This window comes from Streptomyces kanamyceticus (assembly GCF_008704495.1).
Lineage (GTDB): Bacteria > Actinomycetota > Actinomycetes > Streptomycetales > Streptomycetaceae > Streptomyces > Streptomyces kanamyceticus.
Genome location: NZ_CP023699.1, coordinates 8,547,983 through 8,571,960, shown reverse-complemented (window position 1 = coordinate 8,571,960; position 23,978 = coordinate 8,547,983). Strand labels below are relative to the sequence as shown.

Here is a 23,978-nt window from a genome sequence, read left to right as displayed (position 1 = left end):
GACTACACCGGCGCCACGACCCGCCGCGCGGCCACGGCCCCCCGCGCCTCCGCGACGGCGAGCCCCGTCACCGCGGCCAGCATCAGCACCGTGCCCGCCACGGTCGCCACCGTCAGGTCCTCGCCGAGCAGCGCGACCGCGATGGCCGCGGCGCTCACCGGTTCGAGGAGCATGATCACGGAGACGGTCGCGGAGCGGACGACGGCCGCGCCCGCGAAGTACAGCGCGTACGCGACCGCTGTCGGGACGGCCGCGATGTACAGCAAGTAGACGCCCACGCGCGCGGGTTCCGCGGTGTGCGGCACGAGGCCCTCGGCCGCGGCGAGCGGCAGCAGGCAGAGCGAGACGACGGCGAACGCCCAGACCGTGGTGTCGGACGAGTCGGCGCCGCCGTCCCGCCCCCACCACCGGGTGACCAGCGTCATCGCCGCGTAGGCGGCTCCGGAGGCGAGCCCCCACACCACGCCGACGGGCCGCACGGCCGCGTCACCACCGCCGAGCACGAGCACCACCAGACCGGCGAGGGCGCCCACGACGGCGACCACTCCGCCGCGTCCGAGCCGCTCCCCCATGGCGATTCGGGCACCGAGCGCGATGAGCACGGGCCCCGATCCCATGGTGACGACGGTGCCGACCGCGAGGCCGGTCTCCCGCACGGCCGCGAAGTAGGCGGTCTGGAACACCGCGAGGGCCACGCCCGTCACGGCGATCCGCCGGATCCTGCGACCCAGCGGCTCACGCGCAGCAGCGTCGTACGACCTGGTCCCGCGCGACCGCACCGTACGCGCGGCGAGCAGCAGCACGAAGCCGCCCGCGCAGCGCCAGAAGGAGAGGCTCACCGGCCCCATGTCGCTGTCCCGGAAGACCAGCGACGCGGCGGCACCCGCGGTGCCCCAGGCGATTCCGGCGACGATCAGAGAGAGGAGGCCACGCCCGACGGGCAGGCCGGGAACGGCAATGGCATTCGACACGAGAAGTTCTCCGCAGAAGAGATGGGCTCTGGGCTCCGTCTGCGGGCAGCACCGTTCCGCCCGGCCACCGGCCTGGGCGTGATCCGTGAGTGCCCCGCGCTAGGCGGCGGGGGGCGGAAGAACGAGCGCTCGTGCGTGCATGAGCCGCACCCTAGGAGGTGGTGCCACTGCGCGACAACTCCGTTTCGGATGCCGGAACTCCACCCGCCTCCGAAGACTCCGAAGACCCTGAGGACCCTGAGGACCCTGAGGACCCTGAAGACCCTGAAGACTCCGCAGGCTGCGAAGGCTCCGCGGCTCGTACGGGCTTCGCCGGTGCCGAGACCTGGGCGATGAACGCTCCCACGAGGACGACCGCGCCCCCGACGATCTGCGGCGCGGAGAGGTGTTCGCCGAGCACGATCCAGGCCAGGGCCGTCGCGACGACGGCTTCGAGGCAGGCCACCACGCCCGCGACCTGCGGCGAGAGCCTGCGCACGGACAGCACCCCGGTGACGTAGGCGATGACCGTGGCGACGAGCACGATCCAGCCGAGCAGCAGCCAGGCGGGGACGGCCGTGCCGTTCAGGTCGGCGCGTCCCGTGAGCACCGACCAGTCCATGCCCCACGGGCGCGCGACGACGGTCAGCACGACGGTGCCGACGAGCAGGCCGTACGCGATGACGCCCAGCGGGTCGGGGGCGTCGTCGCCCGCGTCGCTGCCCTGGTCGGAGAGGATGAAGTAGCCGACCTGGCAGCAGGCGGCGCCGAGCGCGAGCAGCAGTCCCACGGCGTCGAAGCTCAGCCCTGACCACACCTCCACGACGCAGGCGAGCCCGCCGACCGCGAGCACCACACCGAGGGCGGCCGCGCGCGTCACGGGCCGCCGCTGCACGAAGCGCACCCAGCCGAGGACGAGCGCCGGGGCGAGGTATTCGACGAGCAGCGCGACACCGACGGGGATCCGCGAAAGGGCGGCGAAGTAGCAGGCCTGGACGCCCGCGACGGCGAGGAGGCCGAACCCGGCGAGCAGGGCGGGCCTGCTCCGCAGGAGGCCGCGGTGGCGCCACGCCACGGGCAGCATCACCAGGGCGGCGCCCGCCACCCGCAGCCACACCACGTGGAGCGGGTCGAGACCCGCTTCGATCAGCGGTTTCGCCGCGACGCCCGAGCCGCCGAAGGCGACCGCCGCCACCAGGGCGAGCCCCAGGCCGACGCCCCTCCCCCGGTTCTCCGCTGTCCCCTGAGTCCCCTGAGCCTCTTGCACCGGCACATCATGGCAGGAGGCGTCATGAGCGTCACCCCTTGTGGCGCCTGTCTCAATCGGCGGACGCGCACGCCTTTGACGGGACGTACACGCTTCGTAGAGGGCGTGGAAGAGCGGGAAGCGGGAGGGTCAGGAGCCCGTGCCGTATTCCTCGGCGTACTCCTGGCATTCGGCGTCCACCCGGACCAGCAGGCGCGGCACGTCGACCCCCGCACGCCCGAGGACCTCGACCGCACGGCACTCCGGGTCGGTGACGAGACCCGCGAGCAGGTCCATGCCGAGGGCGCGCGGATCGCCGCGCAGTTCGGCGCGGTCCAGGGCCGTCTCCATCGCGGTGGCGGCGGCGGGCGACCAGCCCGCCTCCTTCACCGAGGTGACCAACGGCACCGCTCCGGAATCCTCGACGGTGCCCTGCCACTGGAGGCCGTAGCCGATGCTGCGCTGCACGAGATAGCCGAGGAGCCGCACCACCTGTCCGCCGTCACCGAAGACGGCACGGACCGCGGGGTCGGATTCGAGCAGAGAGTGCAGGAGGTGCGCGGTGTCGATCTGCCGGTCCCCGTCACGCACCGCGCGTCGGCGCGCGCCGGCCACCACCGACGTCAGCTCAGCACTGAGCAAGGAGTCGAGTTCTGCGCGGGTGGAGCCGGGCTCGGCGCCCGGCGGGGTACGACTTTGCACTCTCCCACCACATCAACCCCCGGGGGCATATGCATCGGCGGCGGGGAGCATCTTCGCGTCCGACACAAGTTGGGCACGCCCGCGTCGGTTGTCCTCCTTACGGATGAGATCCGCCCGATCTTCGCGCAGGAGCGCGAGCCGCCTTGTCTCGCGCCCGTCGCGCAACCATCGTGCGGCGGCACTCGTCCCATAAGCATGGAGAGCAGGTGCTGGATGGTCGCCCTGCCGGCGATCGACGGCAGGCAGTACGTGTACCGGGTGTACGCACCCGACGACGCACTGCCCGCCGACCTGTTCTGGGAGGCCTGGCACTGCCACGACGAGGGCCCGTTCCCGAGGGCGTCGGACCTCTTCGACGCGGCGCTGATACGACGGGTCGGCTGAGGGCCGCCTCGCCGGAGGTCAGCCGAGGACCACCTCACCAGGTGTCGGCTAGGGCCGCGTGCCGACGACCACCGTCGCGTACAGCTCCTCGTCCTCGACCACCCGCGCCACCAGCCCGGCACGCTCGACGGCCGCGCGCGCCGCCGCCACCTGGCTCTCGCTCGTCTCGAACAGCAGATGGCCGCCGGGCGCCAGCCACTCGGCCGCCTCCGCGGTCACCCGGCGCAGCACGTCAAGACCGTCCCTGCCGCCGTCGAGCGCCACCCGCGCCTCGTGGACGCGCGCCTCGGCGGGCAGCAGGCCGACCTCTTCGGTGGGGACGTACGGGACGTTGGCCAGCAGGATGCCGACGCGGCCGCGGAGCGCGGCGGGCAGCGGATCGTAGAGGTCGCCCACATAGACCGTGCCCCCGACGGCCGCGACGTTGCGGCGGGCGCAGCGCACCGCCGCGGGGTCGATGTCGGCGGCATGCAGCTCGACGGGCCCGAGGGCGGCGGCGAGCGCGGCGCCGAGAGCGCCAGAGCCGCAGCACAGATCGACGACGACGGGTACGGCTCCGGGACCGGACGCGGCGAGCGCGATGGCCCGCTCGACGAGGAACTCGGTACGGCGGCGCGGCACGAAGACCCCGGGGTCCACCGCGATCCGCAGTCCGCGGAACCCGGCCCAGCCGAGGACGTGTTCGAGGGGCAATCCGCTCGCCCTGCGCTCCACCAAGGCGGCCAGTTCGGCCGGGGTGCGCGCCGCGGAGAGGAGCAGTTCCGCCTCGTCCTCGGCGAAGACGCACCCTGCGGCGCGCAACGCGGCGACGACGGAGGGGAAGGACGGCGACGAACTGGGTACGGCCAGAGCCACGGCCGAAACCGGAGAAGACCCTGAAGCCGGAGAAGACCCTGAGACCGGGGAAGAATCTGAAACGGGAGAAGACTCAGAAACCGACATGCGAAGAAAACCTTCCGGGATCCCGATGGGGCTCCCTCGGTCACCTATGCCGGGTGAACCGCGCGGTCGCGAGAGGAGAGCACCCGACCAACTACTGCGGTAATGGGTCTCACCTCCCAGAGCCGTCGTCCGCGTCCGTCGCGGAGCAAGGGAACAGTACCCCAACCCCTCGCCGCACGGATCTGACGGTTCATCAGTATTGAATGTTCCAGGCCCTGCCGCTACGTTCCGCGACACCGTAGCTGCGGCCGTCGCAGCACCCGACGGGAAGAGGTGCCGCATGGCCGAAGTCAGCGCGGAAGCACGGATCGACGCCCCCGCCGAGAAGGTCTGGGCCCAACTCACCGACTTCTCCTCGTACGGCGAGTGGAACTCCACGCACACGAGCTTCCCCCAGGGCGGCCCGGCCACCCTGGAGGTGGGCGGCACCTTCGCGGAGAACATGAAACTGATGGGCTTCCCCGCCGAGGTGAACTGGACCGTCGAGGAGCTGGAGACCGCCCGCACCCTGGCCATCAGGGGCAAGGGGCCGATGGGCGTCAACGTCGGCACCCGCCACACGCTCTCCCCCGACGGGACGGCCACGGTGGTCCGCATCGAGGGCGAGTTCACCGGCGCGGCCGTCTCCCTCATGGCGGGCAAGCTCAAGGACTCGGCGACCGCCGCGCTCGACGAGTCGCTGCGCAAACTGCGGGGCCTTGTCACCTGACGCACGCGCACCACGGCGAAGCACCAGCACGACGCACCACGGCGAAACACCACCACGAAGCACCACGACGAAGCACCACGACGAAGCGCCCCACACGATGCGTGCGGGGCGCCTCATCTGTGGTGGGGGCCGTCGGCCCCGACCACCTCAGTCCTCATCGGCGAGGATCAGGTACAGCTTCTTGCGGGCGTCATTGATGACCGTGAGCGCCTTCTCGCGCTGCTCCTTGCTGCCGGTCTTCCAGACCTGGCCGAACGCCTCCATCAGACCGAAACCGGCCTGCCGGATCTCGTTCAGCGTGTCCCAGTCGACCCCGCGCCCGGCTTCCTCCCAGGGCGCTTCGGGCCCCTCTTCGGCGGCCTCGGTCCCGGCCTCGGTGAGCGAGAAGAGCTTCTTGCCGCCCTCACTCGCGCTGCTGATCAGGCCCTCGTCCTCCAGGAGCTGGAGGGTCGGGTAGACCGAACCCGGGCTGGGCTTCCACGCCCCGCCGCTGCGCTCGGCGATCTCCTGGATCATTTCGTAGCCGTGCATGGGGCGGTCCTTCAGAAGGGCCAGGATCGACGCGCGCACGTCGCCGCGCCTCGCCCTGCCCCGCGGACCGCCGCGCCCGCCCCGGCCGCCGCCCCAAGGACCACCGGGGCCCCCGAAGCCGGGACCGAACGGGCCGAACGCCCCGCGCCGTCCTTCGAATCCTTCTCGGCCGAAGCCTTCGCGGCCCTGATGGCCGCCGTGGCGGCCACGTCCTTGCTCGTGTTCAAAACCGTGGGAACGCATAGCGATCACTCCTTGATTCTCTGCTTGATCCACTTGATCTACCGACAGTGGAAGTTCGATCTTTGATCAGTCGCGAATCTGTCGCGATGCCTCAACGATATATCGGAAGACTTCGACTGACAACCCCTTTCAGGAGACGCACGTCACACTCGCCCGTGTCACAACCGGCCAGGCCCGCTCCGTCTACCAGGCGTACGCACCGCGAACCGCACTACCGACACCCCAGGAGCGCAGCATGGAAGCCCGTCTGAACCCCCTCGCGAGCCCGCACATGGCCAAGGCCCTCAAGCACTTCATCGCGGCCCACGGCGCGCTCACGGAATCGACGCTGCCCGCCGCCACGCAGGAGCTGGTGAAGATCCGCGCCAGCCAGATCAACGGCTGCGCGGGCTGCATCGACATGCACACCAAGGAGGCCGCGCACGCCGGGGAGACCGCGTTGCGCCTCAACCTGGTCGCCGTCTGGCGCGAGGCCACCGTGTTCACCGAGGCCGAGCGCGCCGCCCTGGAACTGGCCGAGCAGGGCACACGCATCGCGGACGCGGCCGGTGGCGTGACCGACGAGGCGTGGGCGAACGCCGCCAAGCACTACGACGAGGACGAACTCACCGCCCTGGTCGGCGTCATCGCCCTCATCAACGCCTTCAACCGCCTGAACGTCATCACCCAGCAGCCCGCGGGCGACTACAAGGTGGGCCAGCACGGCTGAGGGACGAGAGAGGGGGAGGCGCCCTGGGCGCCTCCCCCTCCCAAAACAAGTCCACTAACCCAGAATTGGCCTTGGCTCCACGCCCATTGGCCTCCTACCGTCGACACCATGCCGACAGATTCCCACCGCATCCGCGTAGTCGACGCCTTCACCGACCGCCCCTTCGCGGGCAATCCGGCCGGGGTACTCCTCCTCGACGCCTTCCCGGACGACGCCTGGCTGCAGCACGTGGCCAGGGAGGTCAACCACGCCGAGACCGCCTTCGCCCACCCCCTCCCCGAGGGCGGCGACGCGGACTGGGCGCTGCGCTGGTTCACGCCCGCCACCGAAGTGGACATGTGTGGCCATGCCACTTTGGCCACGGCTCACGTCCTCCACACCACGGGTGCCACCAGCGCCGCCAACTCCGCGGCCACCCCGGACACCACCACCCCCCGCCCGGTCCGCTTCGCCACCCGCAGCGGCATCCTCACCGCGACGGCCCACGAGGACGGCTCCCTCACCCTCGACTTCCCCACCGCGACGCTCGTCGCGACCGACGCACCCGACGGCGTCGCACAAGCGCTCGGCGCGGAGCCGCTCTCCGTGTACGACACCGGCCCCCTCATCGGCGACCTGCTCGTCGAGGTCGCCGACGAGAAGACGGTCCGGGCGCTCACCCCCGACCACAAGGCGCTCGTGCACCACTCCGAGCGCGGCATCATCGTCACGGCGCGGGCCGAGGACCCCTCGCGCGGCTACGACTTCGTCTCCCGCGGCTTCTTCCCGCGCGTCGGCATCGACGAGGACCCGGTGACGGGCAGCGCCCACACGGCCCTCGCCCCGTTCTGGTCCGAGCGCCTCGGCCGTACGGACCTGACGGGTCTGCAAGCCTCGGCCCGCACCGGCCTGGTCCGCACCCGGCTGCGCGGCGACCGGACCCTGCTGACCGGCCGCGCGGTCACGGTCATCGAGGGCGAGCTCTTCGCCTGACCCCCATGGAGAACCGGGCGGCGCTGCCTACGGCGGCGTAGGCAGCCACCCCACCTTCCCCGCGAACAGCGCGTATCCGACGAACGCCCCGATGTCGAGCAGGGAGTGCGCGACCACCAGCGGCCCCACCCGCCCCCACCTGCGGTAGAGCAGCGCGAAGACCACGCCCATCGCCACGTTCCCGATGAACCCGCCGATGCCCTGATACAGGTGGTACGAGCCGCGCAGCACCGAACTGCCCACCAGGGCGGCCATCGGCGTCCACCCCAACTGCCCGAGCCTGCGCAGCAGATAGCCGACCACGATGACCTCTTCGAGGACCGCGTTCTGCACCGCGGAGAGCACCAGGACGGGGTACTTCCACCACACCTCGGGCAGCGCCTCCGGCACCACCGTGAGGTTGAAGCCGAGCCCGCGGGCCGCCAGGTAGAAGGCGATCCCGATGCTGCCGATCACCGCGGCGATCGCGGTGCCGCGCCCCAGGTCCGGCCACGGCCGCGTCCGGTCGAACCCGATCGCCCGAAAACCGCTCCCCTCGCGCAGCAGGAAGTGCGCGACGAGTGCGACCGGCACCAACGCGGTGGCGATGCCGAACAACTGCCACGCGAGATCAAGCCATGGACGCCCCGGCGCCGCCGAGGCGTTCATGGTGGCCGCCTGGTCCTTGAGACCGCCCGGTTTGGTGACCGATCCGACAAAGCTGATCAGCGCGGACAAGCCGCTCGCGCCGAGTGAGAGCGCCAGGACGAGCAGCGTCTCGTCCCTGAGGGTCCGTCGCGAGGGCCCACCCGTGGGAAAAGAACCGGCCATCGGCCCCGGCTCCGCTTGCACTTACGCCTCCAGTTGAGTAATCCCGCCTCATCCCCATCCTCGTCCCGCTAGGGTCTCGAAAGAAGTTACGAAGATCGTGCGCGACAGGCCGAGGGGGATGGACGCCGATTTCGGGCGTACCACCCCCTCTTTCCTTGCTTCATCATTCAAGGAGGGGCACCACCGCCATGGGACGTCACAGCTTGCCCGATGAGGACGGGACGGGTGCGCCCGGCCCCCGACCGCGCACGCGCGGGCGCACGGTCGCCATCGCCACGGCCCTCGTTCTCGTGGTGGCAGGCGGCACGGCGGTGGCGGCGCGCAGCGGCCTGCTGTCCTTCGGCGGCTCCTGCGACGACGACGCGGTGCGCCTGAACGTCGTCGCCGCGCCCGATGTGACCCCCGCCCTCCGCGAGGCCGCCGACGACGCCCGCGAGAACGAGATCACCTCCGACGGACACTGCATCGACGTGCGGGTGAGGGCCCGCGACTCGTTCGAGGTCGCCGAGGAACTCCGCGCGGGCAAGGGCGATCCCGCGTACGACGTGTGGGTGCCCGACTCCGACGTGTGGATGCAGCGCGTCGGCCTCGGCACCAAGCAGACCAAGGTCTCGCCCGCGGGCAACATCGCCTCTTCGCCCATCGGCATCGGCATGGTGCCGTCCGCCGCCGAGACCCTGGGCTGGCCCAAGAAGACGTACGCCTGGCCGGAGTTGACCACCGCCGCCATGAAGAGCGACAAGCTGCGCCTGGGCGCCGCCGACCCCGCGCGCAGCGCGACCGGGCTGCTCGCCCTCTCCAAGATCGGCGCGTCGGCGAAGAAGCAGGGCGGCAAGGAGGGCGACACCCAGGCCGCCGCGCTGGCCAAGGCGCTCTCCACCCGCACCACCGACAGCGAGGGCCAGCTCCTCGACACCCTGGCCCGAGACGGCTCAGGAGCCGAGAAGGGCAACCCCCGCCGCAATCAGGCGCTGGTCGTCTCCGAGCAGGCCGCGTTCGCGCACAACGCGTCGGCGGGCGAGGAGAACAGCCTCGACCTCTTCTACCCCAAGGACGGCTCGCCCCGCCTCGACTACCCGTACGCACTGGTGGACGACGCCGGGATGTCCACGGACCTGAGCCGCGCGGCCCTGCGCTTCATGACCATGTTCAGCGACGAGGACGGAGAGCGGATCCTGGCGAAGCACGGCTTCAGGACCGACCCCGACAAGCCCTCGGACGAGCTGGTCACGGGGGCGGGCGGCCGTACCCCGCAGCCCTACGCCGACGAGGCGAGCGAGCCGCCGTCGGACAAGGAGATCCAGGAGACCCTGGGCATGTGGACGATCACGGTCCAGAGTGCCAGGCTCAACACGGTCGTCGACGCGTCGGAGTCGATGCGCCAACTGGTGCCGGGGCGCGCCCAGTCCCGTATGGAGGTCACCAAGTCCTCGCTGCTCCAGGCGCTCGCGGGCTTCACGGACGAGGACCAGATCGGTCTCTGGGAGTTCGCCACGCGGCTGGACGGCGCGCGGGACTACCGCAAGCTGCAGCCCACCGAGCGGCTCGGCGACCGCAAGGGCGGCGCCACCCACCGTGACAGGCTCTCGGCCTCGTTCAGCGGCCTGCAGCCCGTACCCGGTGGTGCCACCGGCCTGTACGACACCACGCTCGCCGCCTACAAGGACGCGCAGGCGGGCTACGCGCGCGGCAAGTTCAACGCGCTGGTGATCCTGACCGACGGCGCCAACCAGGACCCCGGCAGCATCTCCCGCGGCTCCCTCATCTCCCAGCTCGACGAGCTCTCCGACCCCGAGCGGCCGGTGCCGATCATCGCGATCGCCGTCGGCCCCGACGCGGACAAGGAGGAGGTCCAGCAGATCGCCGAGGCCAGCGGCGGCTCGGGTCACCAGGTCGACGACCCGGCGCAGATCCACGCGGTGATCCTCAAGGCCATCATGGAGGCGGGCAGCAAGCAGGGCTGACGCGATCAGCCGAGCGGCACGGCCGGTTCCCTGAGCCCCACGGGCCAGGTGTGCACGGGCTCGCCCGCGTGCATCAGCTCGCTGTAACGCCGGGTGGTCGCGGCGAGCGCGGCCTCCCTGTCGAGCCCGCGCTCCCGCGCCCGGTGATACGTCGCCGTCTGCCAGGACGCCCCGTTCACGCGGCGCCTGCACCGCTCCTCGATCATCCCGAGGTACAGGTCGCGGTCGGCGGGCTCGACACCCCACGCGTCCAGGCCCGCGGCGGCCAGCGGCAGCAGTTCGTCGCGTACGAGCTGGACGGCGGGCACTTCGGTGATGCCCCCGAGCCTGCCCCTGCGCGGCCACCTCAGCCGGGCCTCGATGCCGTGCCGACACGCCGCGTCGAAGTTCCGCTCGGCGGCCTCGAACGGCAGCCGGGACCAGACGGGCCGCGCCTCCTCGGCGAGCGCCCGCACGAGCCCGTAGTAGAAGGCGGCGTTGGCGATGACGTCGGTGACGGTGGGCCCGGCGGGCAGCACGCGGTTCTCCACGCGCAGGTGCGGGACGCCGTCGGCGATGCCGTACACCGGGCGGTTCCAGCGGTACACGGTGCCGTTGTGCAGGACGAGTTCGCCGAGCTGCGGCACCCCGCCCGCGTCGATGACGCCGAGGGGGTCCTCCTGTTCCATCAGGGGCAGCAGCGCGGGGAAGTAGCGCAGGTTCTCCTCGAAGAGGTCGTAAGGACCGGTGATCCAGCGCTCCCCGAACCAGGTGCGCGGCCGCACCCCCTGGACCCGCAGCTCGGGCGGGCGCGTGTCGGTGGACTGCAGGAACAGCGGCGGCCGCGACTCGCGCCACAGCTCGCGGCCGAACAGGAACGGCGCGTTGGCTCCGACGGCGATCTGTGCCGCGGCGACCGCCTGCGCCGCGTTCCACACATCGGCGAACCGGCCCGGGGTGACCTGGAGGTGCAACTGCACGGACGTACAGGCCGCTTCGGGCGCTATCGACGAGGACGTGCAGGTGAGCCGCTCGACGCCCTCGATGTCGAGCGCGAAGTGCTCGCCGCGCGCCGCCACGATCTGATCGTTGAGCAGGGCGTAGCGGTCGACGTCGGAGAGGTTCGCGGAGACCAGGTCGGCGCGGCCGAGCGTCGGCAGAATGCCGATCATCACGATGCCCGCGTTCAGTTCGTTCGCTTTTCTGTGGGCATAGTTGAGTCCGGTGCGCAGTTCCTCCGCGAGCTGGTCGAGAACACGTCCTCCCATACGGTGCGGGGCGATATTCACTTCCAGATTGAACATTCCGAGTTCCGTCTGGAAATCCCGGCTCGCGATGCGCTCGAGAACCTGTGCGTTCAACATTCTCGGCAGTCCGTCGGGCCCTGCCAGATTCAGCTCGATCTCCATGCCCATCAGATTCTTGGGCCGGTCGAACCGCTGCTCCGCCAGAAGCCTCTCGAGCCCCTTGAGACACGCCTGGAGCTTCTTCCTGTACACATGTCGATCGGACAAGTCGAACGTGCCCGCCACGACCTTCTCCCCCATCGAAGCGTCCCTCCCTCGGATGGGCAGCCAAGGATCCGGCCGCTGTGTACGGGGGATGATGCCCAGTCGATGTGATCCATAACGCCCCACGGATGACGCCTGACCGCTACGCTGGACGGAGTTGCCGTACGGCACATTCGCCAGGCATGCGGCATCGTGAAGATTCGCTTCCGGAGCGCCTGGTCAAATATACCGGCGAAATTCAGCCGACCGCACGGGCCTGATACGTCGAGGTCACGGAAGCGGGCCCCGAGCAATATCGGGAGAAATACCGCACAAGGACGGCTCATTGCCGCCTTGCCGGGAATATCTGCCACGTCTAGATGAAACACCGTCCGAACACGTCTCGTATAAACTCCGCTCCGAGACAGAGAGTTGGCGCTCGCGGTCCACTGCCCCCGCCCCTCTGGCCCAGAGCTGACAGCGCCGTCCGCATCTGTCCCCCGCTCCACCGTGCCTGTCGTATGAGAGAGGCGACCCACCATGCCGCTGCAAGTTCCCCCTGCCCCCGCGCCCGCCCTGCGCAGCGTCCTCGCGGCACTCGGTTCCCCCACAGCCGTACGCGAGGCCCGCACCCCCTCGCTGCGCGCGGCCAAAAGCCCGGCGAGCCCCGAACTCCCGCTGCCCGTCCACGTGCTGGACCGCATCACGCCGGAAGGCACCTCGCCGACCCGCCTCGCGGGCTGGCGCTTCCTCATCCGCTGCGGCGAGCGCGCGGTGGCCGCCGCCGACACGATGCTGACCCCGGACGGCTGGGCCTTCTCGCACTTCTTCGAGGGCCCCTACATCGCCTCCACCGAACGCGCCCTGCGGCACGCGGAGGCCATGCCGATGCCCTGCCAGCCCCGGCTGCTCTCGGTGCCCGAGCTCTACATGCTCACCCTCTGGCTGCACCGCGACTGCACGGACGACGGCGCGGGTGGCACACTGGCCGCCACCGATCTGCTCGTCCCCCTCGCGCCCGCCCCGCCCGGCATCGCGGCCCACCGCCCGCACCGCGTCGCCGACCTCCTGCCGGTCCTCACCCACCGCCTGGCACCGGCACCGCTGCTCGGCTCGCCCGCCTGACGACACGCCCGAGCCCGCTCGGGACCGTCCTTCCGCACGTGCCCCGCCGCCACCGGCCGCGGGGCACAGCGCTGCCCACCCAAGTGGACTAGCCCGCCCGGGCCACCCCGAACCACCCGAAGAGACAGGGGAGTTGGGCTGAACCGTCCGGCCGGGTGATACGTCATTAAGCAGTAGGAGCCGCTGCGGCAAAATCCCTGCGGATTGACGCTCGTAGGGCAACACTGGGATCGGACCAACTACAACGGGGGGCGGTTATGAACACCGCATCGAGCCACAGGACAGACGTCACAGCCATCTCATCACAGCGAAAGAACCCTTCCATGTGCCAGCACCAACCACCGTGCCCGACAGCCGACTCCGCCGACCGGGAAGCCGCACTGCTCATGGCGAGCCACCCGGAGCAGGGCTGGAGCCTGCTGTGCAACGGCGTCCTGATCTTCGAGGACACCGGTGAGTTGCTGCCGGACGGCCAGATCATCGCCCCGCACCGACCGCTGGGCACCGACCAGATCATGACGGCCGCCTGAGCACCGCCGGCACATCCGCACGGCGCATCCGCACAGGGCATCCGCACCACACATCCGCACAGCGGAACGAAGAAGGGGCCGGCCCGGAGATGAGTCTCCGAACCGGCCCCGACGCATGACCCGCACCGAGCGGGCCGCGCGCATCAGTCCTCGTACGCATCCAGCGGCGGGCAGGAGCAGACCAGGTTCCGGTCGCCGTACGCCTGGTCGATGCGGCGCACCGGCGGCCAGTACTTGTCCGACGCCACGACACCGGCGGGGAAGACGGCCTCTTCACGGCTGTAACCGTGCTCCCACGCGCCCCCCAGGGCGGCGGCGGTGTGCGGCGCGTTCCGCAGCGGGTTGTCGTCCGCGGCCCACTCGCCGGAGCCGACCTTCTCGATCTCCGCACGGATCGCGATCATCGCCTCGCAGAACCGGTCGATCTCGACCAGGTCCTCGCTCTCCGTCGGCTCGATCATCAGCGTCCCCGCCACCGGGAACGACATGGTCGGCGCGTGGAAGCCGTAGTCGATGAGCCGCTTGGCGATGTCGTCGACGCTGACACCGGTCTCCTTGGAGAGCGGCCGCAGATCGATGATGCACTCGTGCGCGACGAGGTCGCCGGGACCGGTGTAGAGCACCGGGAAGTGCGGCTCGAGGCGCTTGGCGATGTAGTTGGCGGAGAGCACCGCGACCTGGGTCGCGCGCTTGAGCCCCTCGCCGCCCATGAGGCGTACGTACGACCAGGAGATCGGCAGGATCCCGGCCGAGCCCCACGGCGCGGCGGAGATCGGCCCGACCCCGGTCTCGGGACCTGCCGCGGGCTGCAGCGGGTGGTTGGGCAGGTACGGCGCGAGGTGCTCGCGCACCCCGACCGGACCGACGCCGGGACCGCCGCCGCCGTGCGGGATGCAGAAGGTCTTGTGCAGGTTCAGGTGCGAGACGTCGCCGCCGAAGTGACCCGGCTTGGCGAGGCCCACCAGGGCGTTGAGGTTGGCCCCGTCGACGTACACCTGGCCACCGGCCTCGTGCACCTGGGCGCAGATATCGGCGACGTGCTCCTCGAAGACGCCGTGCGTCGACGGGTAGGTGATCATCAGCACGGACAGCTCGTCGCGGTGCTTCTCGATCTTGGCACGCAGGTCCTCGACGTCGATCTCGCCGTCGTCGGCGGTCTTCACGACCACGACCTTCATCCCGGCCATCACGGCACTCGCGGCGTTCGTGCCGTGCGCGGAGGACGGGATCAGGCAGACGGTGCGCTGCTCGTCGCCGTTGGCGCGGTGGTAGCCGCGCACCGCGAGGAGCCCGGCGAGCTCGCCCTGCGACCCGGCGTTGGGCTGCAGCGAGACCTTGTCGTATCCGGTCACCTCGGCGAGCCGCTCCTCCAGCTCACGGATGAGCGTGAGGTAGCCCTGCGCCTGCTGGGCGGGCGCGAAGGGGTGCAGCTGCCCGAACTCGGGCCAGGTGACCGGCTCCATCTCGGTGGTCGCGTTGAGCTTCATGGTGCAGGAGCCCAGCGGGATCATGCCGCGGTCGAGCGCGTAGTCACGGTCGGCCAGCTTGCGCAGGTAGCGCAGCATCGACGTCTCGGAACGGTGCTGGTGGAAGACCGGGTGCGCGAGGTAGTCGTCACCGCGCAGCAGGCCGCCGGGCAGCGTGTCCGCGGCCTCGGCGTCGAGCGCGTCGACGTCGGCCTCGACACCGAAGGCGCCCCACACGGCGGCCAGTTGCTTGCGCGTGGTCGTCTCGTCACAGGCGAGGGAGACGTGATCGGCGTCGATCTGGTGAATGTTCACGCCGCCTTCGCGGGCGGCGGAGACGAGCTCCTCCGCCTTGCCCTCGACACGCACGGTCAGCGTGTCGAAGTACGCGCCGTGCACGACCTCGACACCCCCCGCGGTGAGCCCGGCGGCGAGCAGCGTCGCGTACCGGTGGGTGCGCCGCGCGATCGACTTGAGGCCCTCGGGCCCGTGGTACACCGCGTACATTCCGGCCATGACCGCGAGCAGCACCTGCGCGGTACAGATGTTGCTGGTGGCCTTCTCACGGCGGATGTGCTGCTCACGGGTCTGCAGCGCGAGCCGGTAGGCCTTGTTGCCGTCGGCGTCGACGGAGACGCCGACGAGCCGCCCGGGCAGACTGCGCGCGAACTTCTCGCGCACCGCCATGTAACCGGCGTGCGGCCCGCCGAAGCCCATCGGCACACCGAAGCGCTGCGTCGTACCGACCGCGATGTCGGCACCGAGCTCGCCGGGCGAGGTGAGCAGCGTGAGCGCGAGCAGGTCGGCGGCGACGGTGACGACCGCGCCGAGCTCGTGCGCCTGGTCGATCAGCGGCTTGATGTCCCGTACGGCACCGGAGGCGCCCGGGTACTGGACCAGCACGCCCACCACACCGCGCTCGGCGACCTCGGCGGGCACGCCCTCGCTCAGATCGGCGACGACGATCTCGACGCCGGTCGGCTCGGCGCGGGTCTGGATGACGGCGATGGTCTGCGGCAGCGCGTCGGCGTCGACCAGGAACACACCGTTCTTGACCTTGCCCATGCGCCGCGAGAGCGCCATGGCCTCGGCGGCGGCGGTGCCCTCGTCCAGGAGCGAGGCCCCTGAGGTGGGGAGCCCCGTCAGCTCGGCGACCATGGTCTGGAAGTTGAGCAGCGCCTCGAGGCGGCCCTGCGAGATCTCCGGCTGGTACGGCGTGTAAGCGGTGTACCAGGCCGGGTTCTCCATCACGTTCCGCAGGATGACCGGCGGGGTGAAGGTCCCGTAGTAGCCGAGCCCGATCATGGAATCGAGGACCTGGTTGCGGTCGGCGAGCGAACGCAGCTCGGCGAGCACCTCGGCCTCGGTGCGCGCACCGGGCAGGTTCAGCGCTTCGGCGTTCTTGATCACATCCGGCACCGCGGCGGCCGTCAGCTCGTCGAGCGAGCCGTACCCGACCTGGGCGAGCATCTTGGCCCGCGCTTCCGCATCGGGCCCTATGTGCCGCTGCTCGAAGGGGATGCCCTGCTCGAGCTCGGACAGCGGGATGCGATTGGTGGCAGTCATTGCGGAGGCCTCCTGGTCTGCACGACCTGCGAGGGGTACCACGGCGCGGGTACCCGGACGGCCTCCCCCTCTGTCATCTCAACCTGAGAGCTTCACAGACCCGTCGAGTCCCGAGACAGATCTGCTTTCACCGTCGGTGAGGAAGGGTTCCGAACGTGCCCGCCCGACGCCCGCCCTGCTTTCCAGAGTGACCTCGTCCATGCGGTACGGGTGCCTGAGAGATTCCGGGGAGGATTTGCTCCTTCGGCGCCTCCGGAATCACCTCCCGGAGAGCTCTCCCGCACGGGGTCAGCAGCCAGCCGCCAGCCTACCAGCGAGGACCACGGCCGTTCGTTCGAGTGGCCGCCTGCCCCGAAGTGCTCTTTCGTAGTGAGTACGAGCGGTTAAAGATGAGTTACGCCCATATTCGACACCCCTCGACCAGCTGGAGGGCCCGTGCAGACCGACATCGATCCGCGGAACCTGATCGGCCGCAAGGCGTTCGACCGGAACGGGGCGAAGATCGGCACGATCGACGAGGTCTACCTCGACGACGCGACCGGTGCCCCCGAGTGGGCGGCCATACGCACCGGACTCTTCAGCCGCGACGCCTTCGTCCCCCTGGAACCGAGCGAACTGATCGACGACGGCACCCTGCGCATCCCGTTCGACCGCGCCCTGATCAAGGACGCCCCCGACTTCGGCGTGGGCCGCCACCTCTCCCCCGAACAGGAACTCCAGCTCTACCACCACTACGGTCTGGACACCACGCCCCCGCAGTCACCCCCGCAGGACCAGGACTTCGGCCACATCGCAGGCTCAGAAACGTCCTGACCCGGCCCCACACCGCACCGGCACCGCGGCACCGCTGCTTCGCGGCTTCGCGCAAGCCCGAGCCCGCACCTCGGCTTCCTGTCACTCCTGGCCCCCAGGCGCCCCACACCCCCGAGCCAGCTCGGCCCACCCGCTCGGCACCCCCACTCCGACCAGCGGCAACGGCTCCGCGGGCTCGAGATCCAGGTCGTCGGTCCTGAACGTCCGCACCCGTCCCGGCTCTGACCCCGGCGTCTCGAAGCGCACGGTCACCCGCCCGAGACCGCTCCCCTGCACCCATCCGTGCCCGTACTCGGCGTGCCGCACGTCGTGCCCCGCCGCCCACCGCCGCTCGGCCGGCGCCACCGGCTCCTCGACGACCTCCGCTCGCGGCTCACCCGGGGCAGCCTCATCCGCCCCCGACTCCCCCTCCGCACCAGCAGCCTCCCCCGCCTCAGCGGCCTCAGCGGCCTGTGCCTGCGCGAACAGGTCCTCCTGCGTGTAATCGGCGAGACCCGTGACCCCCACCCCCAGCAACCGCACCCCACCCGTGGTGTCCACCGACTCGAGCAGGCGCGCCGCGGCCTCCCGCACCACCCCGGGATCGTCCGTCGGCCCCCGCAGCGTCTCGGACCGCGTCAGCGTCGAGAAGTCGAACCGCCGCACCTTCAGCACGATGGTCCGCCCCGAGTGCCCCGCCGCCCGCAGCCGCTGCACACACCGCTCGGCAAGCCGCGAGACCTCCGTACGGACCCGCACCCGGTCATGGATGTCCACGTCGTACGTGTCCTCGACGCTGACCGACTTGGTGTCCCGCTCCGCCACCACGGGCCGCTCGTCAAGGGCCTGCGCCATCGCGTACAGCGAGCCGCCGTGCGCCTTGCCGAGGAGTCGTACGAGCTCGTCCTCCCCGGCCTCCGCGATCTCCTCGACCGTCATGATCCCGGCCCGCCGCAGATGGTCCCCGGTGGCCGGGCCCACCCCGGGCAGCGTACGCACCGACATCGGTCCCAGCAGGGCCCGCTCCGTCCCCGGCGCTATCAGCCGGAGCCCGTCCGGCTTGGCCTCCTCCGAGGCGATCTTCGCGAGCATCTTGGACACCGCGAGCCCCACCGACCCGGTCAGCCCCGTCACCGCCCTGATGTCCGACCGCAGCCGCTCCCCCACGGCCCTGGCCGAGGCCTCGTCATCGGCGACGCCGCCCGCTTCCAGGTCCACGAACGCCTCGTCGAGGCTGAGCGGCTCCACCAGCGGCGACAGCTCCCGCAGGAGCCCCATCACCTGCTCGCTGACCTCCCGGTACAGACCGAAGCGCGGCACGAGGTACGCCGCGTTCGGCGCGAGCCGCCGCGCCTGCCCCATCGGCATCGCCGAATGCACCCCGAACCGCCGCGCCTCGTACGACGCGGTGGCCACCACCCCGCGCGGCCCGAGGCCGCCCACGACCACGGCCTTCCCGCGCAGGCTCGGCTTCGCGGCCTGCTCGGCGGACGCGTAGAAGGCATCCATGTCCAGATGCAGAATCGTCGGCGCGCTTCTCACACACCCGATGCTGCCCTATGGCACTGACAACGCCGCCTCGCGCCATGCGAAGCGGCGTCAGGGCGGGCGTCGGGGCGGAGGCTCTCAGACGGCCCTGTTGCGGCGCCTGGCGAGCTCGTCGGCGGGGTTGTGCCCGACGAGCGTCTCCCCGGTGTCGATGCGCTCACCGTGCAGCTGGGACAGCGCGGACTCGACGTCCCGCCAGACGACGCCCACGGCGATCCCGAAGACGCCCTGACCGCCCTGGAGCAGATCGTGGACCTCGCTGGGCGAGGTGCATTCGTAGACCGTGGCCCCGTCGCTCATCAGCGTCATCCGCTCGAGATCACGGAACCCGCGCTCCCGCAGGTGCTGGACCGTGGTGCGGATGTTCTGCAGCGACACCCCGGTGTCGAGGAACCGCTTCACGATCTTCAGGACGACGACGTCCCTGAAGCTGTAGAGCCGCTGGGTCCCCGACCCGCCCGCGGCCCGCACGCTGGGCTCGACCAGGCCCGTGCGGGCCCAGTAGTCGAGCTGTCGATACGTGATACCGGCGGCCGCGCACGCGGTGGGACCGCGATACCCGATCTGCTCGGAGTTCTCGGACGTCGCGTCCCCGCTCCCCTGGACCGCCATGGGCCGTTTCGGAGAGTGATCGGCCGCGCCGCTGTGAAACGGGTACGGACCGCCCACCGCCGTACCGTCGCCGCTGCTTCTCACGCCGACCTCCCTCCTTGACCTGCCTTCTCGACGGTAGGCAGTCACCAGGGGCTCGTCAACGATCGCCACACTAGGCACGCCGAGTGATAATCACCCTGAGAGTGGTTTCCCGTGTCTCACCGCCGGGAAAGGCTAGCCGAATGGTCCGGCGCGGGCCGCCCGGAGGCGGCTCACTGGCTGTTGGTACCGAAGTCCTCGGGCGAGATCTGGTCGAGGAACTCGCGGAACTTCTCCACCTCGTCCTCCTGCTCGTCCGGGATCGCGATGCCCGCGTCGTCGAGGACACCGTCGCTTCCGTAGATTGGGGTCCCGGTGCGCAGCGCGAGCGCTATGGCGTCGGAAGGACGCGCGCTCACCTCGACACCGCTCGCGAAGACCAGCTCCGCGTAGAAGACCCCTTCGCGGAGGTCCGTGATGCGCACTTCGGAGAGCTCCTGGCCCACCGCCTCCAGCACGTCCTTGAACAGGTCGTGGGTCAGCGGTCGTGCGGGTGCCATGCCCTGCTGCGCGAAGGCGATCGCGGTCGCCTCCCCCGGTCCGATCCAGATGGGGAGGTAGCGGTCGCCTCCCACTTCACGCAGGAGCACGATCGGTTGGTTGGAGGGCATTTCGACCCGGACACCTACGACGTCGAGCTCGTTCACACAGCAACCCTAGGACGTGGCTGGCAGGTTTGGGTAGTCGGGCACCCGCCGAGTAGTGGCTGAGCACCCCTCGGATCAGGGCAGTCTGACCCCGAGCGCGGTCTGCACCAGCGCCGAGTGCAGCTTCCCCGTGAGACCCACCAGCTCTTTGGTACGGGCCTCGGCGTGGGCCCTGGTCTGCGGATTACGATGCCGCCGCAGCGGCGCGACGAGCTGGTCGACGAGCCCGGCCTCCCGCTCGGCGGCGGCCTTCATGGCGCGAAGGTGCCGCGGCTCGATTCCGAACCTGCCGAGCTCGACGACGAGCGAGGCGACCGTGATCGCCTCCGCGTCATAGCCACCGTCCGGCAGCGGAGCGACGAGCCCGTACGTCTCCCACTCGTCGAGCTGGACCTCGTCGATCTCGGCGACGGCCAGCAGCTCGTCCCGCCCCACGCGGGCGGCGGTCGGCCCCTCGACGTCGTCCTGACCCTCGGTGTCACCGGCGTCCCGCTGTCGCCCCAGAGAGGGCAGCGGAGCCCGCTCACCGCGCTCCAGGGCGTCGAGGTACTCCCGGATGACCTTGAGCGGCAGATAGTGGTCCCGCTGTATCCGCAGCACGTGAGCGAGCCGCTCGACGTCCTCCGGGCTGAACTTCCGGTAGCCCGAAGGCGTGCGCTCCGGCTCGATGAGGCCCTCGGACTCCAAGAACCTGATCTTGGAGATGGTGACCTCGGGAAATTCGTCCCGCAGCTCGTTCAGCACGGTACCGATGCTCATGAGCCGACGGTCCGCGGCGGCGGTGCCGTGACCGGCACCGCCCCTCGGTGTTTGCAGCATGGACCTTCCCTGGGGGTCCCCCCGGACGGATCGGGAAGAGGGTCAGATGCCCCGCTGGCTCGCGTAGAAGACCAGTCGGTACTTACCGATCTGGACCTCATCGCCGTTGGACAGCGCGACGGAGTCGATCCGCTCCCGGTTGACGTACGTGCCGTTCAGACTGCCCACGTCGGCGACGGTGAAGGAGCCGTCCTGCACGCGACGGAACTCCACGTGGCGACGCGACACCGTCACGTCGTCGAGGAAGATGTCGCTCTGCGGGTGACGCCCCGCCGTGGTCAGATCACCGTCGAGCAGGAAACGACTGCCCGAGTTGGGACCGCGACGCACCACGAGGAGCGCCGAGCCCAACGGCAGCGCGTCGACGGCGGCCTGCGCCTCCGGAGACAGCGCGGGCGACGGATTCTGCCCGGTCACCTCCGCGTCGTAGGCCTCAAGGCCGGAGATGGAGATCGTCGAGGTCGTCTCGGACGCCCGCTCGGGCGTCGCCCCGGCCCGCAGCGGCGCACCGCAGTTGGAGCAGAAGCGGCTCGCCTCCGCATTCCGGTTCCCGCACCTCGTACACACCAGGGCCATGGACGGATCCTCCTGCCGCGGCTGCCCCGCGCGGGCATTCGTTGCGTACGGGTCGGGAGTGAACCCTCCACCCGTACTTGAGGTTGACGGTTCTCCGAAACCTATGCGGCCGGGACCGGCAGGGTCAACAGACGACGCGCCCTGACCACCCGAAATGTCACCACCTGGACCAGCGACCTGATCACGGAACATGGGGCGCTCGGCCCCCTGGTCCTCACCATCTCCATGGCGCGGGGCACGGTGCCGGGCGGTGGCGGGATTGCCACTGTCCTCACGTGCGCTCTTGCCGAACAACTTCGCAAACAACTTCACGGGCGATTCCCCTTGACCGAAACAGACCCGCCCGTGGGGCAGGACGAACCCTGATTGCACACACCGGTATTCATCGGTGAACCAGACATCCTCACAACGTCCGTATCCACCAAACAGTTTCCACCACGCACCACCCCTTCGGTGCGCCGACCCCCCGCAACCTCATGCCCTTGACCAGCGGCCCTCATGCGTCCCCGCCTCACGGGGAGGACGACCGAGCGTAGTCAGGCCGCTTCGCAGGTCGCAAGGCGTCCACGACGATCTTCTCCGAGCGGGTCACGCCGACCGTGGCCTGCTCCTTCTCCAGAGTCTGCACCACGCCTCCCGGGATGTTCAGCGCAGGTTCCAGATCCTGCGGCTTCCCGATCACCTTGAAGAGGTACGGTGCGCCGACCTTGCGGCCGTCCACCCGCACGCCGCCACCGTTCGCGTCCGAGAGATGGGTGTTGGCCACCACGCGTACGTCGTTGATCTGGATGGCCTCGGCGCCCGCGGCGCGCAGCTCCTGAATCGCGTCGAGCAGCATGTCCGCCTCGATCGCCCCCTTCTCGTCCTTGATGGAGAGCGTGATGCCGGGCCCCTGTGCCGCCACCGTGCCGGCCAGGATGCCGAGTTGCCGTTCTCGCTCGACCGTCTGCTTGCGGGCCTCTTCCGCTTGGTCCGAGCTGTTCTCCAACCCGGTCCGCTGTTCCTCGAGGCGCCGCTTCTCCTCTTCCAGACGCTGCGTACGGTCATCCAGTTCATCGAGGATGCGTACGAGATCTTCTTGGCGTGCGCCGCGCAGCGCACTGCTGTCGTTGTTGGACCGCACCTGAATGGCCAGGCCGAGGCCGAGGACGAACAGCAACAGGGCCACGATGAGTTGAGGCCGCGTCACCCGCGGCGGCCACAGCCCCTGTGCAAGGCGCTGCCTGCCCGTGAGCCGCGGCGGCTCCGGTGCGGGCGGCGCGGGGGCCTCGGACTCGCTGGGGACCTCGGCGGGGAGTTCCCTGCGCCGGTTGTAGCCGGGCGTCTCGTCAGCGCTCATCGGCGTCACGCCCTGAAGACGTGGCGGCGGATCGCGGCCGCGTTGGAGAAGATCCGGATGCCGAGGACGACGACGACGCCGGTGGACAGCTGCGCGCCCACGCCCAACTTGTCGCCCAGGAACACGATCAGGGCGGCCACCACCACGTTCGACAGGAACGAGACCACGAAGACCTTGTCGTCGAAGATGCCGTCGAGCATCGCGCGCAGGCCTCCGAACACGGCATCGAGCGCCGCGACCACGGCGATCGGAAGGTACGGCTCGACCACCGCCGGAACCTCGGGCCGAACCAACAATCCGGCCACGACTCCCACGACGAGGCCCAGTACGGCGATCACGATGTGCCCTTTCCTGCTTTCGGCTCTGCTGTACGTACGGTCACACTCGGCGCGGCCGGCAACCGGAGCTCGTCCGACACGGAAATGCTGGTCCGGATGCCGAAGTTCTCCTGCAGAGCGTGCAGGTACTGACCGTCGCGGCTGTTCTGGAAACGGGTGCTCAAGCGTTTCCCGTCCCCCACCGCGAGCACCGTATACGGCGGCACCAGCGGCCTGTTGTCGACCAGTATCGCGTCACCCGCGGCCCTGATCGCCGACAGCGCGGTGAGCCGCTGGTCATTGATCGAGATCGCCTCGGCGCCGGACTCCCACAGGCCGTTGACGACCCGCTGCATGTCGCGGTCGCGCACCCGTCCGGTGTCGGAGAACCCCGCGCTCTCGCGCGGCCCGCCACCGCCCTGGTCGGCTTCCTTCTTGTCGTCCACGACGAGCTTCACGCCGGGCCCCTCGACTTCCGTGGCACCGGAGAGGAGACCCACCAACTCGCCCTGACTGCCGCCGTGCTTCTTCAGCGCGGCACGCTGTCGCTCGCCCACGTCGTCGCGGAGCTCGTCCACATCGTCCTCGAGCTTGTCGGCCCCGGCCGTCGCCTCTTCGACGCGGTCGATCAGCTCCTCACGCTCCTTGGCGATCACCGGCGCCGCTATCCGCGCCTGCGCGGCCCCCACCGTGACCACCAGGGCGGCGAGCACCAGACCGGCGGCGAGCCCGAGTTTGGCCCGCAGGGGACGCGGCACGCCGCTGTCCCCCCTGGCCTTCTTCCGGGCCGCCGCCTCCGCGTACCCCTCGTCGAGGCTGTGGTCCATGACGGTGGTGAGCAGCGACATGGAAGCGTCCGGGCGCCGGGGGCGCGAGGAGGTGCTCCGAACGGGGGGCTGCTGCGGCATGCCGCACATCGTCGCACGTCG

General features: G+C 70.4%; 24 protein-coding genes and 1 riboswitch. Of the genes, 8 read left to right on the top strand and 16 right to left on the bottom strand.

The window, feature by feature from the left end; genetic code table 11:
* Positions 1-2 precede the first annotated feature (2 nt).
* The 3 genes from CP970_RS37250 to CP970_RS37240 form a co-directional block, all read right to left on the bottom strand.
* Positions 3-971, bottom strand: a complete 969-nt coding sequence (locus tag CP970_RS37250; protein WP_055549229.1) for a DMT family transporter — start codon at positions 969-971, stop codon at positions 3-5.
* Between the two features lie 151 nt (positions 972-1,122).
* Positions 1,123-2,217, bottom strand: a complete 1,095-nt coding sequence (locus tag CP970_RS37245) for an EamA family transporter (RefSeq protein ID WP_107098974.1) — start codon at positions 2,215-2,217, stop codon at positions 1,123-1,125.
* A 129-nt stretch (positions 2,218-2,346) separates the two neighbouring features.
* Positions 2,347-2,898 (bottom strand): Clp protease N-terminal domain-containing protein, encoded by a 552-nt coding sequence (locus CP970_RS37240; RefSeq protein WP_055549231.1) that lies wholly within the window; start codon positions 2,896-2,898, stop codon positions 2,347-2,349.
* Between the two features lie 195 nt (positions 2,899-3,093).
* Here CP970_RS37240 and CP970_RS44430 point away from each other — a divergent pair, with 195 nt between their 5' ends.
* On the top strand, positions 3,094-3,282 hold the full coding sequence (locus CP970_RS44430; RefSeq protein ID WP_191094996.1) for a hypothetical protein: 189 nt from the start codon (positions 3,094-3,096) through the stop codon (positions 3,280-3,282).
* A gap of 48 nt (positions 3,283-3,330) precedes the next feature.
* On the opposite strand, the gene CP970_RS37235 is transcribed toward CP970_RS44430, so the two are convergent.
* Positions 3,331-4,224: a putative protein N(5)-glutamine methyltransferase gene (locus CP970_RS37235; protein ID WP_079043629.1), complete on the bottom strand. Its 894-nt coding sequence runs from the start codon at positions 4,222-4,224 to the stop codon at positions 3,331-3,333.
* 280 nt (positions 4,225-4,504) lie between these two features.
* Here CP970_RS37235 and CP970_RS37230 point away from each other — a divergent pair, with 280 nt between their 5' ends.
* Positions 4,505-4,933 (top strand): type II toxin-antitoxin system Rv0910 family toxin, encoded by a 429-nt coding sequence (locus CP970_RS37230; RefSeq protein ID WP_055549233.1) that lies wholly within the window; start codon positions 4,505-4,507, stop codon positions 4,931-4,933.
* Between the two features lie 147 nt (positions 4,934-5,080).
* On the opposite strand, the gene CP970_RS37225 is transcribed toward CP970_RS37230, so the two are convergent.
* On the bottom strand, positions 5,081-5,707 hold the full coding sequence (locus tag CP970_RS37225; RefSeq protein WP_079043630.1) for a PadR family transcriptional regulator: 627 nt from the start codon (positions 5,705-5,707) through the stop codon (positions 5,081-5,083).
* A 235-nt stretch (positions 5,708-5,942) separates the two neighbouring features.
* Here CP970_RS37225 and CP970_RS37220 point away from each other — a divergent pair, with 235 nt between their 5' ends.
* Positions 5,943-6,416: a carboxymuconolactone decarboxylase family protein gene (locus CP970_RS37220; RefSeq protein WP_055549239.1), complete on the top strand. Its 474-nt coding sequence runs from the start codon at positions 5,943-5,945 to the stop codon at positions 6,414-6,416.
* A 108-nt stretch (positions 6,417-6,524) separates the two neighbouring features.
* A complete protein-coding gene (locus tag CP970_RS37215) occupies positions 6,525-7,388 on the top strand; it encodes a PhzF family phenazine biosynthesis protein (RefSeq protein WP_055549241.1) in 864 nt (287 codons plus the stop codon).
* Between the two features lie 27 nt (positions 7,389-7,415).
* Here the strand turns inward: CP970_RS37215 and CP970_RS37210 are convergent, their stop codons facing one another.
* Positions 7,416-8,219, bottom strand: a complete 804-nt coding sequence (locus CP970_RS37210) for a CPBP family intramembrane glutamic endopeptidase (RefSeq protein ID WP_055549243.1) — start codon at positions 8,217-8,219, stop codon at positions 7,416-7,418.
* A gap of 167 nt (positions 8,220-8,386) precedes the next feature.
* Here CP970_RS37210 and CP970_RS37205 point away from each other — a divergent pair, with 167 nt between their 5' ends.
* Entirely contained in the window at positions 8,387-10,162 is a 1,776-nt protein-coding gene (locus CP970_RS37205; RefSeq protein ID WP_055549245.1) for a substrate-binding and VWA domain-containing protein, read from the top strand.
* Positions 10,163-10,167: 5 nt separating this feature from the next.
* Here the strand turns inward: CP970_RS37205 and CP970_RS37200 are convergent, their stop codons facing one another.
* A complete protein-coding gene (locus CP970_RS37200) occupies positions 10,168-11,688 on the bottom strand; it encodes a hypothetical protein (protein WP_055549247.1) in 1,521 nt (506 codons plus the stop codon).
* A gap of 483 nt (positions 11,689-12,171) precedes the next feature.
* On the opposite strand from CP970_RS37200, the gene CP970_RS37195 reads away from it, so the two are divergent.
* Both CP970_RS37195 and CP970_RS37190 read left to right on the top strand, forming a co-directional pair.
* Positions 12,172-12,756, top strand: a complete 585-nt coding sequence (locus tag CP970_RS37195; RefSeq protein WP_055549249.1) for a hypothetical protein — start codon at positions 12,172-12,174, stop codon at positions 12,754-12,756.
* Positions 12,757-13,079: 323 nt separating this feature from the next.
* Complete coding sequence (locus tag CP970_RS37190; RefSeq protein WP_055549251.1) at positions 13,080-13,286, top strand: DUF5999 family protein; 207 nt, start codon at positions 13,080-13,082, stop codon at positions 13,284-13,286.
* Positions 13,287-13,429: 143 nt separating this feature from the next.
* Here the strand turns inward: CP970_RS37190 and gcvP are convergent, their stop codons facing one another.
* Positions 13,430-16,318, bottom strand: a complete 2,889-nt coding sequence (gene gcvP / locus CP970_RS37185; RefSeq protein WP_055549253.1) for an aminomethyl-transferring glycine dehydrogenase — start codon at positions 16,316-16,318, stop codon at positions 13,430-13,432.
* A 192-nt stretch (positions 16,319-16,510) separates the two neighbouring features.
* A riboswitch (glycine riboswitch) is annotated at positions 16,511-16,609 on the bottom strand.
* Between the two features lie 144 nt (positions 16,610-16,753).
* On the opposite strand from gcvP, the gene CP970_RS37180 reads away from it, so the two are divergent.
* Positions 16,754-17,131: a PRC-barrel domain-containing protein gene (locus CP970_RS37180; RefSeq protein WP_055549255.1), complete on the top strand. Its 378-nt coding sequence runs from the start codon at positions 16,754-16,756 to the stop codon at positions 17,129-17,131.
* 81 nt (positions 17,132-17,212) lie between these two features.
* Here the strand turns inward: CP970_RS37180 and CP970_RS37175 are convergent, their stop codons facing one another.
* The 8 genes from CP970_RS37175 to CP970_RS37140 form a co-directional block, all read right to left on the bottom strand.
* Positions 17,213-18,652, bottom strand: a complete 1,440-nt coding sequence (locus tag CP970_RS37175) for a DNA polymerase IV (RefSeq protein WP_150494468.1) — start codon at positions 18,650-18,652, stop codon at positions 17,213-17,215.
* 84 nt (positions 18,653-18,736) lie between these two features.
* Positions 18,737-19,354: a MerR family transcriptional regulator gene (locus CP970_RS37170; protein ID WP_079043284.1), complete on the bottom strand. Its 618-nt coding sequence runs from the start codon at positions 19,352-19,354 to the stop codon at positions 18,737-18,739.
* A gap of 170 nt (positions 19,355-19,524) precedes the next feature.
* A complete protein-coding gene (locus CP970_RS37165) occupies positions 19,525-19,998 on the bottom strand; it encodes a bifunctional nuclease family protein (protein WP_030794342.1) in 474 nt (157 codons plus the stop codon).
* Between the two features lie 75 nt (positions 19,999-20,073).
* Positions 20,074-20,817 (bottom strand): transcriptional regulator FtsR, encoded by a 744-nt coding sequence (gene ftsR, locus CP970_RS37160; protein ID WP_055544986.1) that lies wholly within the window; start codon positions 20,815-20,817, stop codon positions 20,074-20,076.
* Between the two features lie 42 nt (positions 20,818-20,859).
* Entirely contained in the window at positions 20,860-21,822 is a 963-nt protein-coding gene (locus CP970_RS37155) for an FHA domain-containing protein (RefSeq protein WP_079043283.1), read from the bottom strand.
* 82 nt (positions 21,823-21,904) lie between these two features.
* Complete coding sequence (locus CP970_RS37150) at positions 21,905-22,732, bottom strand: DUF881 domain-containing protein (RefSeq protein ID WP_055544984.1); 828 nt, start codon at positions 22,730-22,732, stop codon at positions 21,905-21,907.
* Positions 22,733-22,737: 5 nt separating this feature from the next.
* The gene (locus CP970_RS37145; protein ID WP_003988855.1) at positions 22,738-23,070 is read right to left on the bottom strand and encodes a small basic family protein; all 333 of its coding nucleotides are present in this window, start codon (positions 23,068-23,070) and stop codon (positions 22,738-22,740) included.
* Positions 23,067-23,966, bottom strand: coding sequence for a DUF881 domain-containing protein (locus CP970_RS37140; protein ID WP_079043282.1), 900 nt, complete (start codon positions 23,964-23,966; stop codon positions 23,067-23,069). Before CP970_RS37140 ends, CP970_RS37145 begins: the two co-directional genes overlap by 4 nt.
* Positions 23,967-23,978: the final 12 nt, after the last annotated feature.

What these genes read in the sequence shown, in the direction of transcription:
- CP970_RS44430 (WP_191094996.1), top strand. Translation starts at nt 3,094, where the DNA reads ATGGAGAGCAGGTGCTGGATGGTCGCCCTGCCGGCGATCGACGGCAGG.
- CP970_RS37235 (WP_079043629.1), bottom strand. Translation starts at nt 4,224, where the DNA reads ATGTCGGTTTCTGAGTCTTCTCCCGTTTCAGATTCTTCCCCGGTCTCA.
- CP970_RS37230 (WP_055549233.1), top strand. Translation starts at nt 4,505, where the DNA reads ATGGCCGAAGTCAGCGCGGAAGCACGGATCGACGCCCCCGCCGAGAAG.
- CP970_RS37225 (WP_079043630.1), bottom strand. Translation starts at nt 5,707, where the DNA reads ATGCGTTCCCACGGTTTTGAACACGAGCAAGGACGTGGCCGCCACGGC.
- CP970_RS37220 (WP_055549239.1), top strand. Translation starts at nt 5,943, where the DNA reads ATGGAAGCCCGTCTGAACCCCCTCGCGAGCCCGCACATGGCCAAGGCC.
- CP970_RS37215 (WP_055549241.1), top strand. Translation starts at nt 6,525, where the DNA reads ATGCCGACAGATTCCCACCGCATCCGCGTAGTCGACGCCTTCACCGAC.
- CP970_RS37205 (WP_055549245.1), top strand. Translation starts at nt 8,387, where the DNA reads ATGGGACGTCACAGCTTGCCCGATGAGGACGGGACGGGTGCGCCCGGC.
- CP970_RS37200 (WP_055549247.1), bottom strand. Translation starts at nt 11,688, where the DNA reads ATGGGGGAGAAGGTCGTGGCGGGCACGTTCGACTTGTCCGATCGACAT.
- CP970_RS37195 (WP_055549249.1), top strand. Translation starts at nt 12,172, where the DNA reads ATGCCGCTGCAAGTTCCCCCTGCCCCCGCGCCCGCCCTGCGCAGCGTC.
- CP970_RS37190 (WP_055549251.1), top strand. Translation starts at nt 13,080, where the DNA reads ATGTGCCAGCACCAACCACCGTGCCCGACAGCCGACTCCGCCGACCGG.
- gcvP (WP_055549253.1), bottom strand. Translation starts at nt 16,318, where the DNA reads ATGACTGCCACCAATCGCATCCCGCTGTCCGAGCTCGAGCAGGGCATC.
- ftsR (WP_055544986.1), bottom strand. Translation starts at nt 20,817, where the DNA reads ATGCTGCAAACACCGAGGGGCGGTGCCGGTCACGGCACCGCCGCCGCG.
- CP970_RS37150 (WP_055544984.1), bottom strand. Translation starts at nt 22,732, where the DNA reads ATGAGCGCTGACGAGACGCCCGGCTACAACCGGCGCAGGGAACTCCCC.
- CP970_RS37140 (WP_079043282.1), bottom strand. Translation starts at nt 23,966, where the DNA reads ATGTGCGGCATGCCGCAGCAGCCCCCCGTTCGGAGCACCTCCTCGCGC.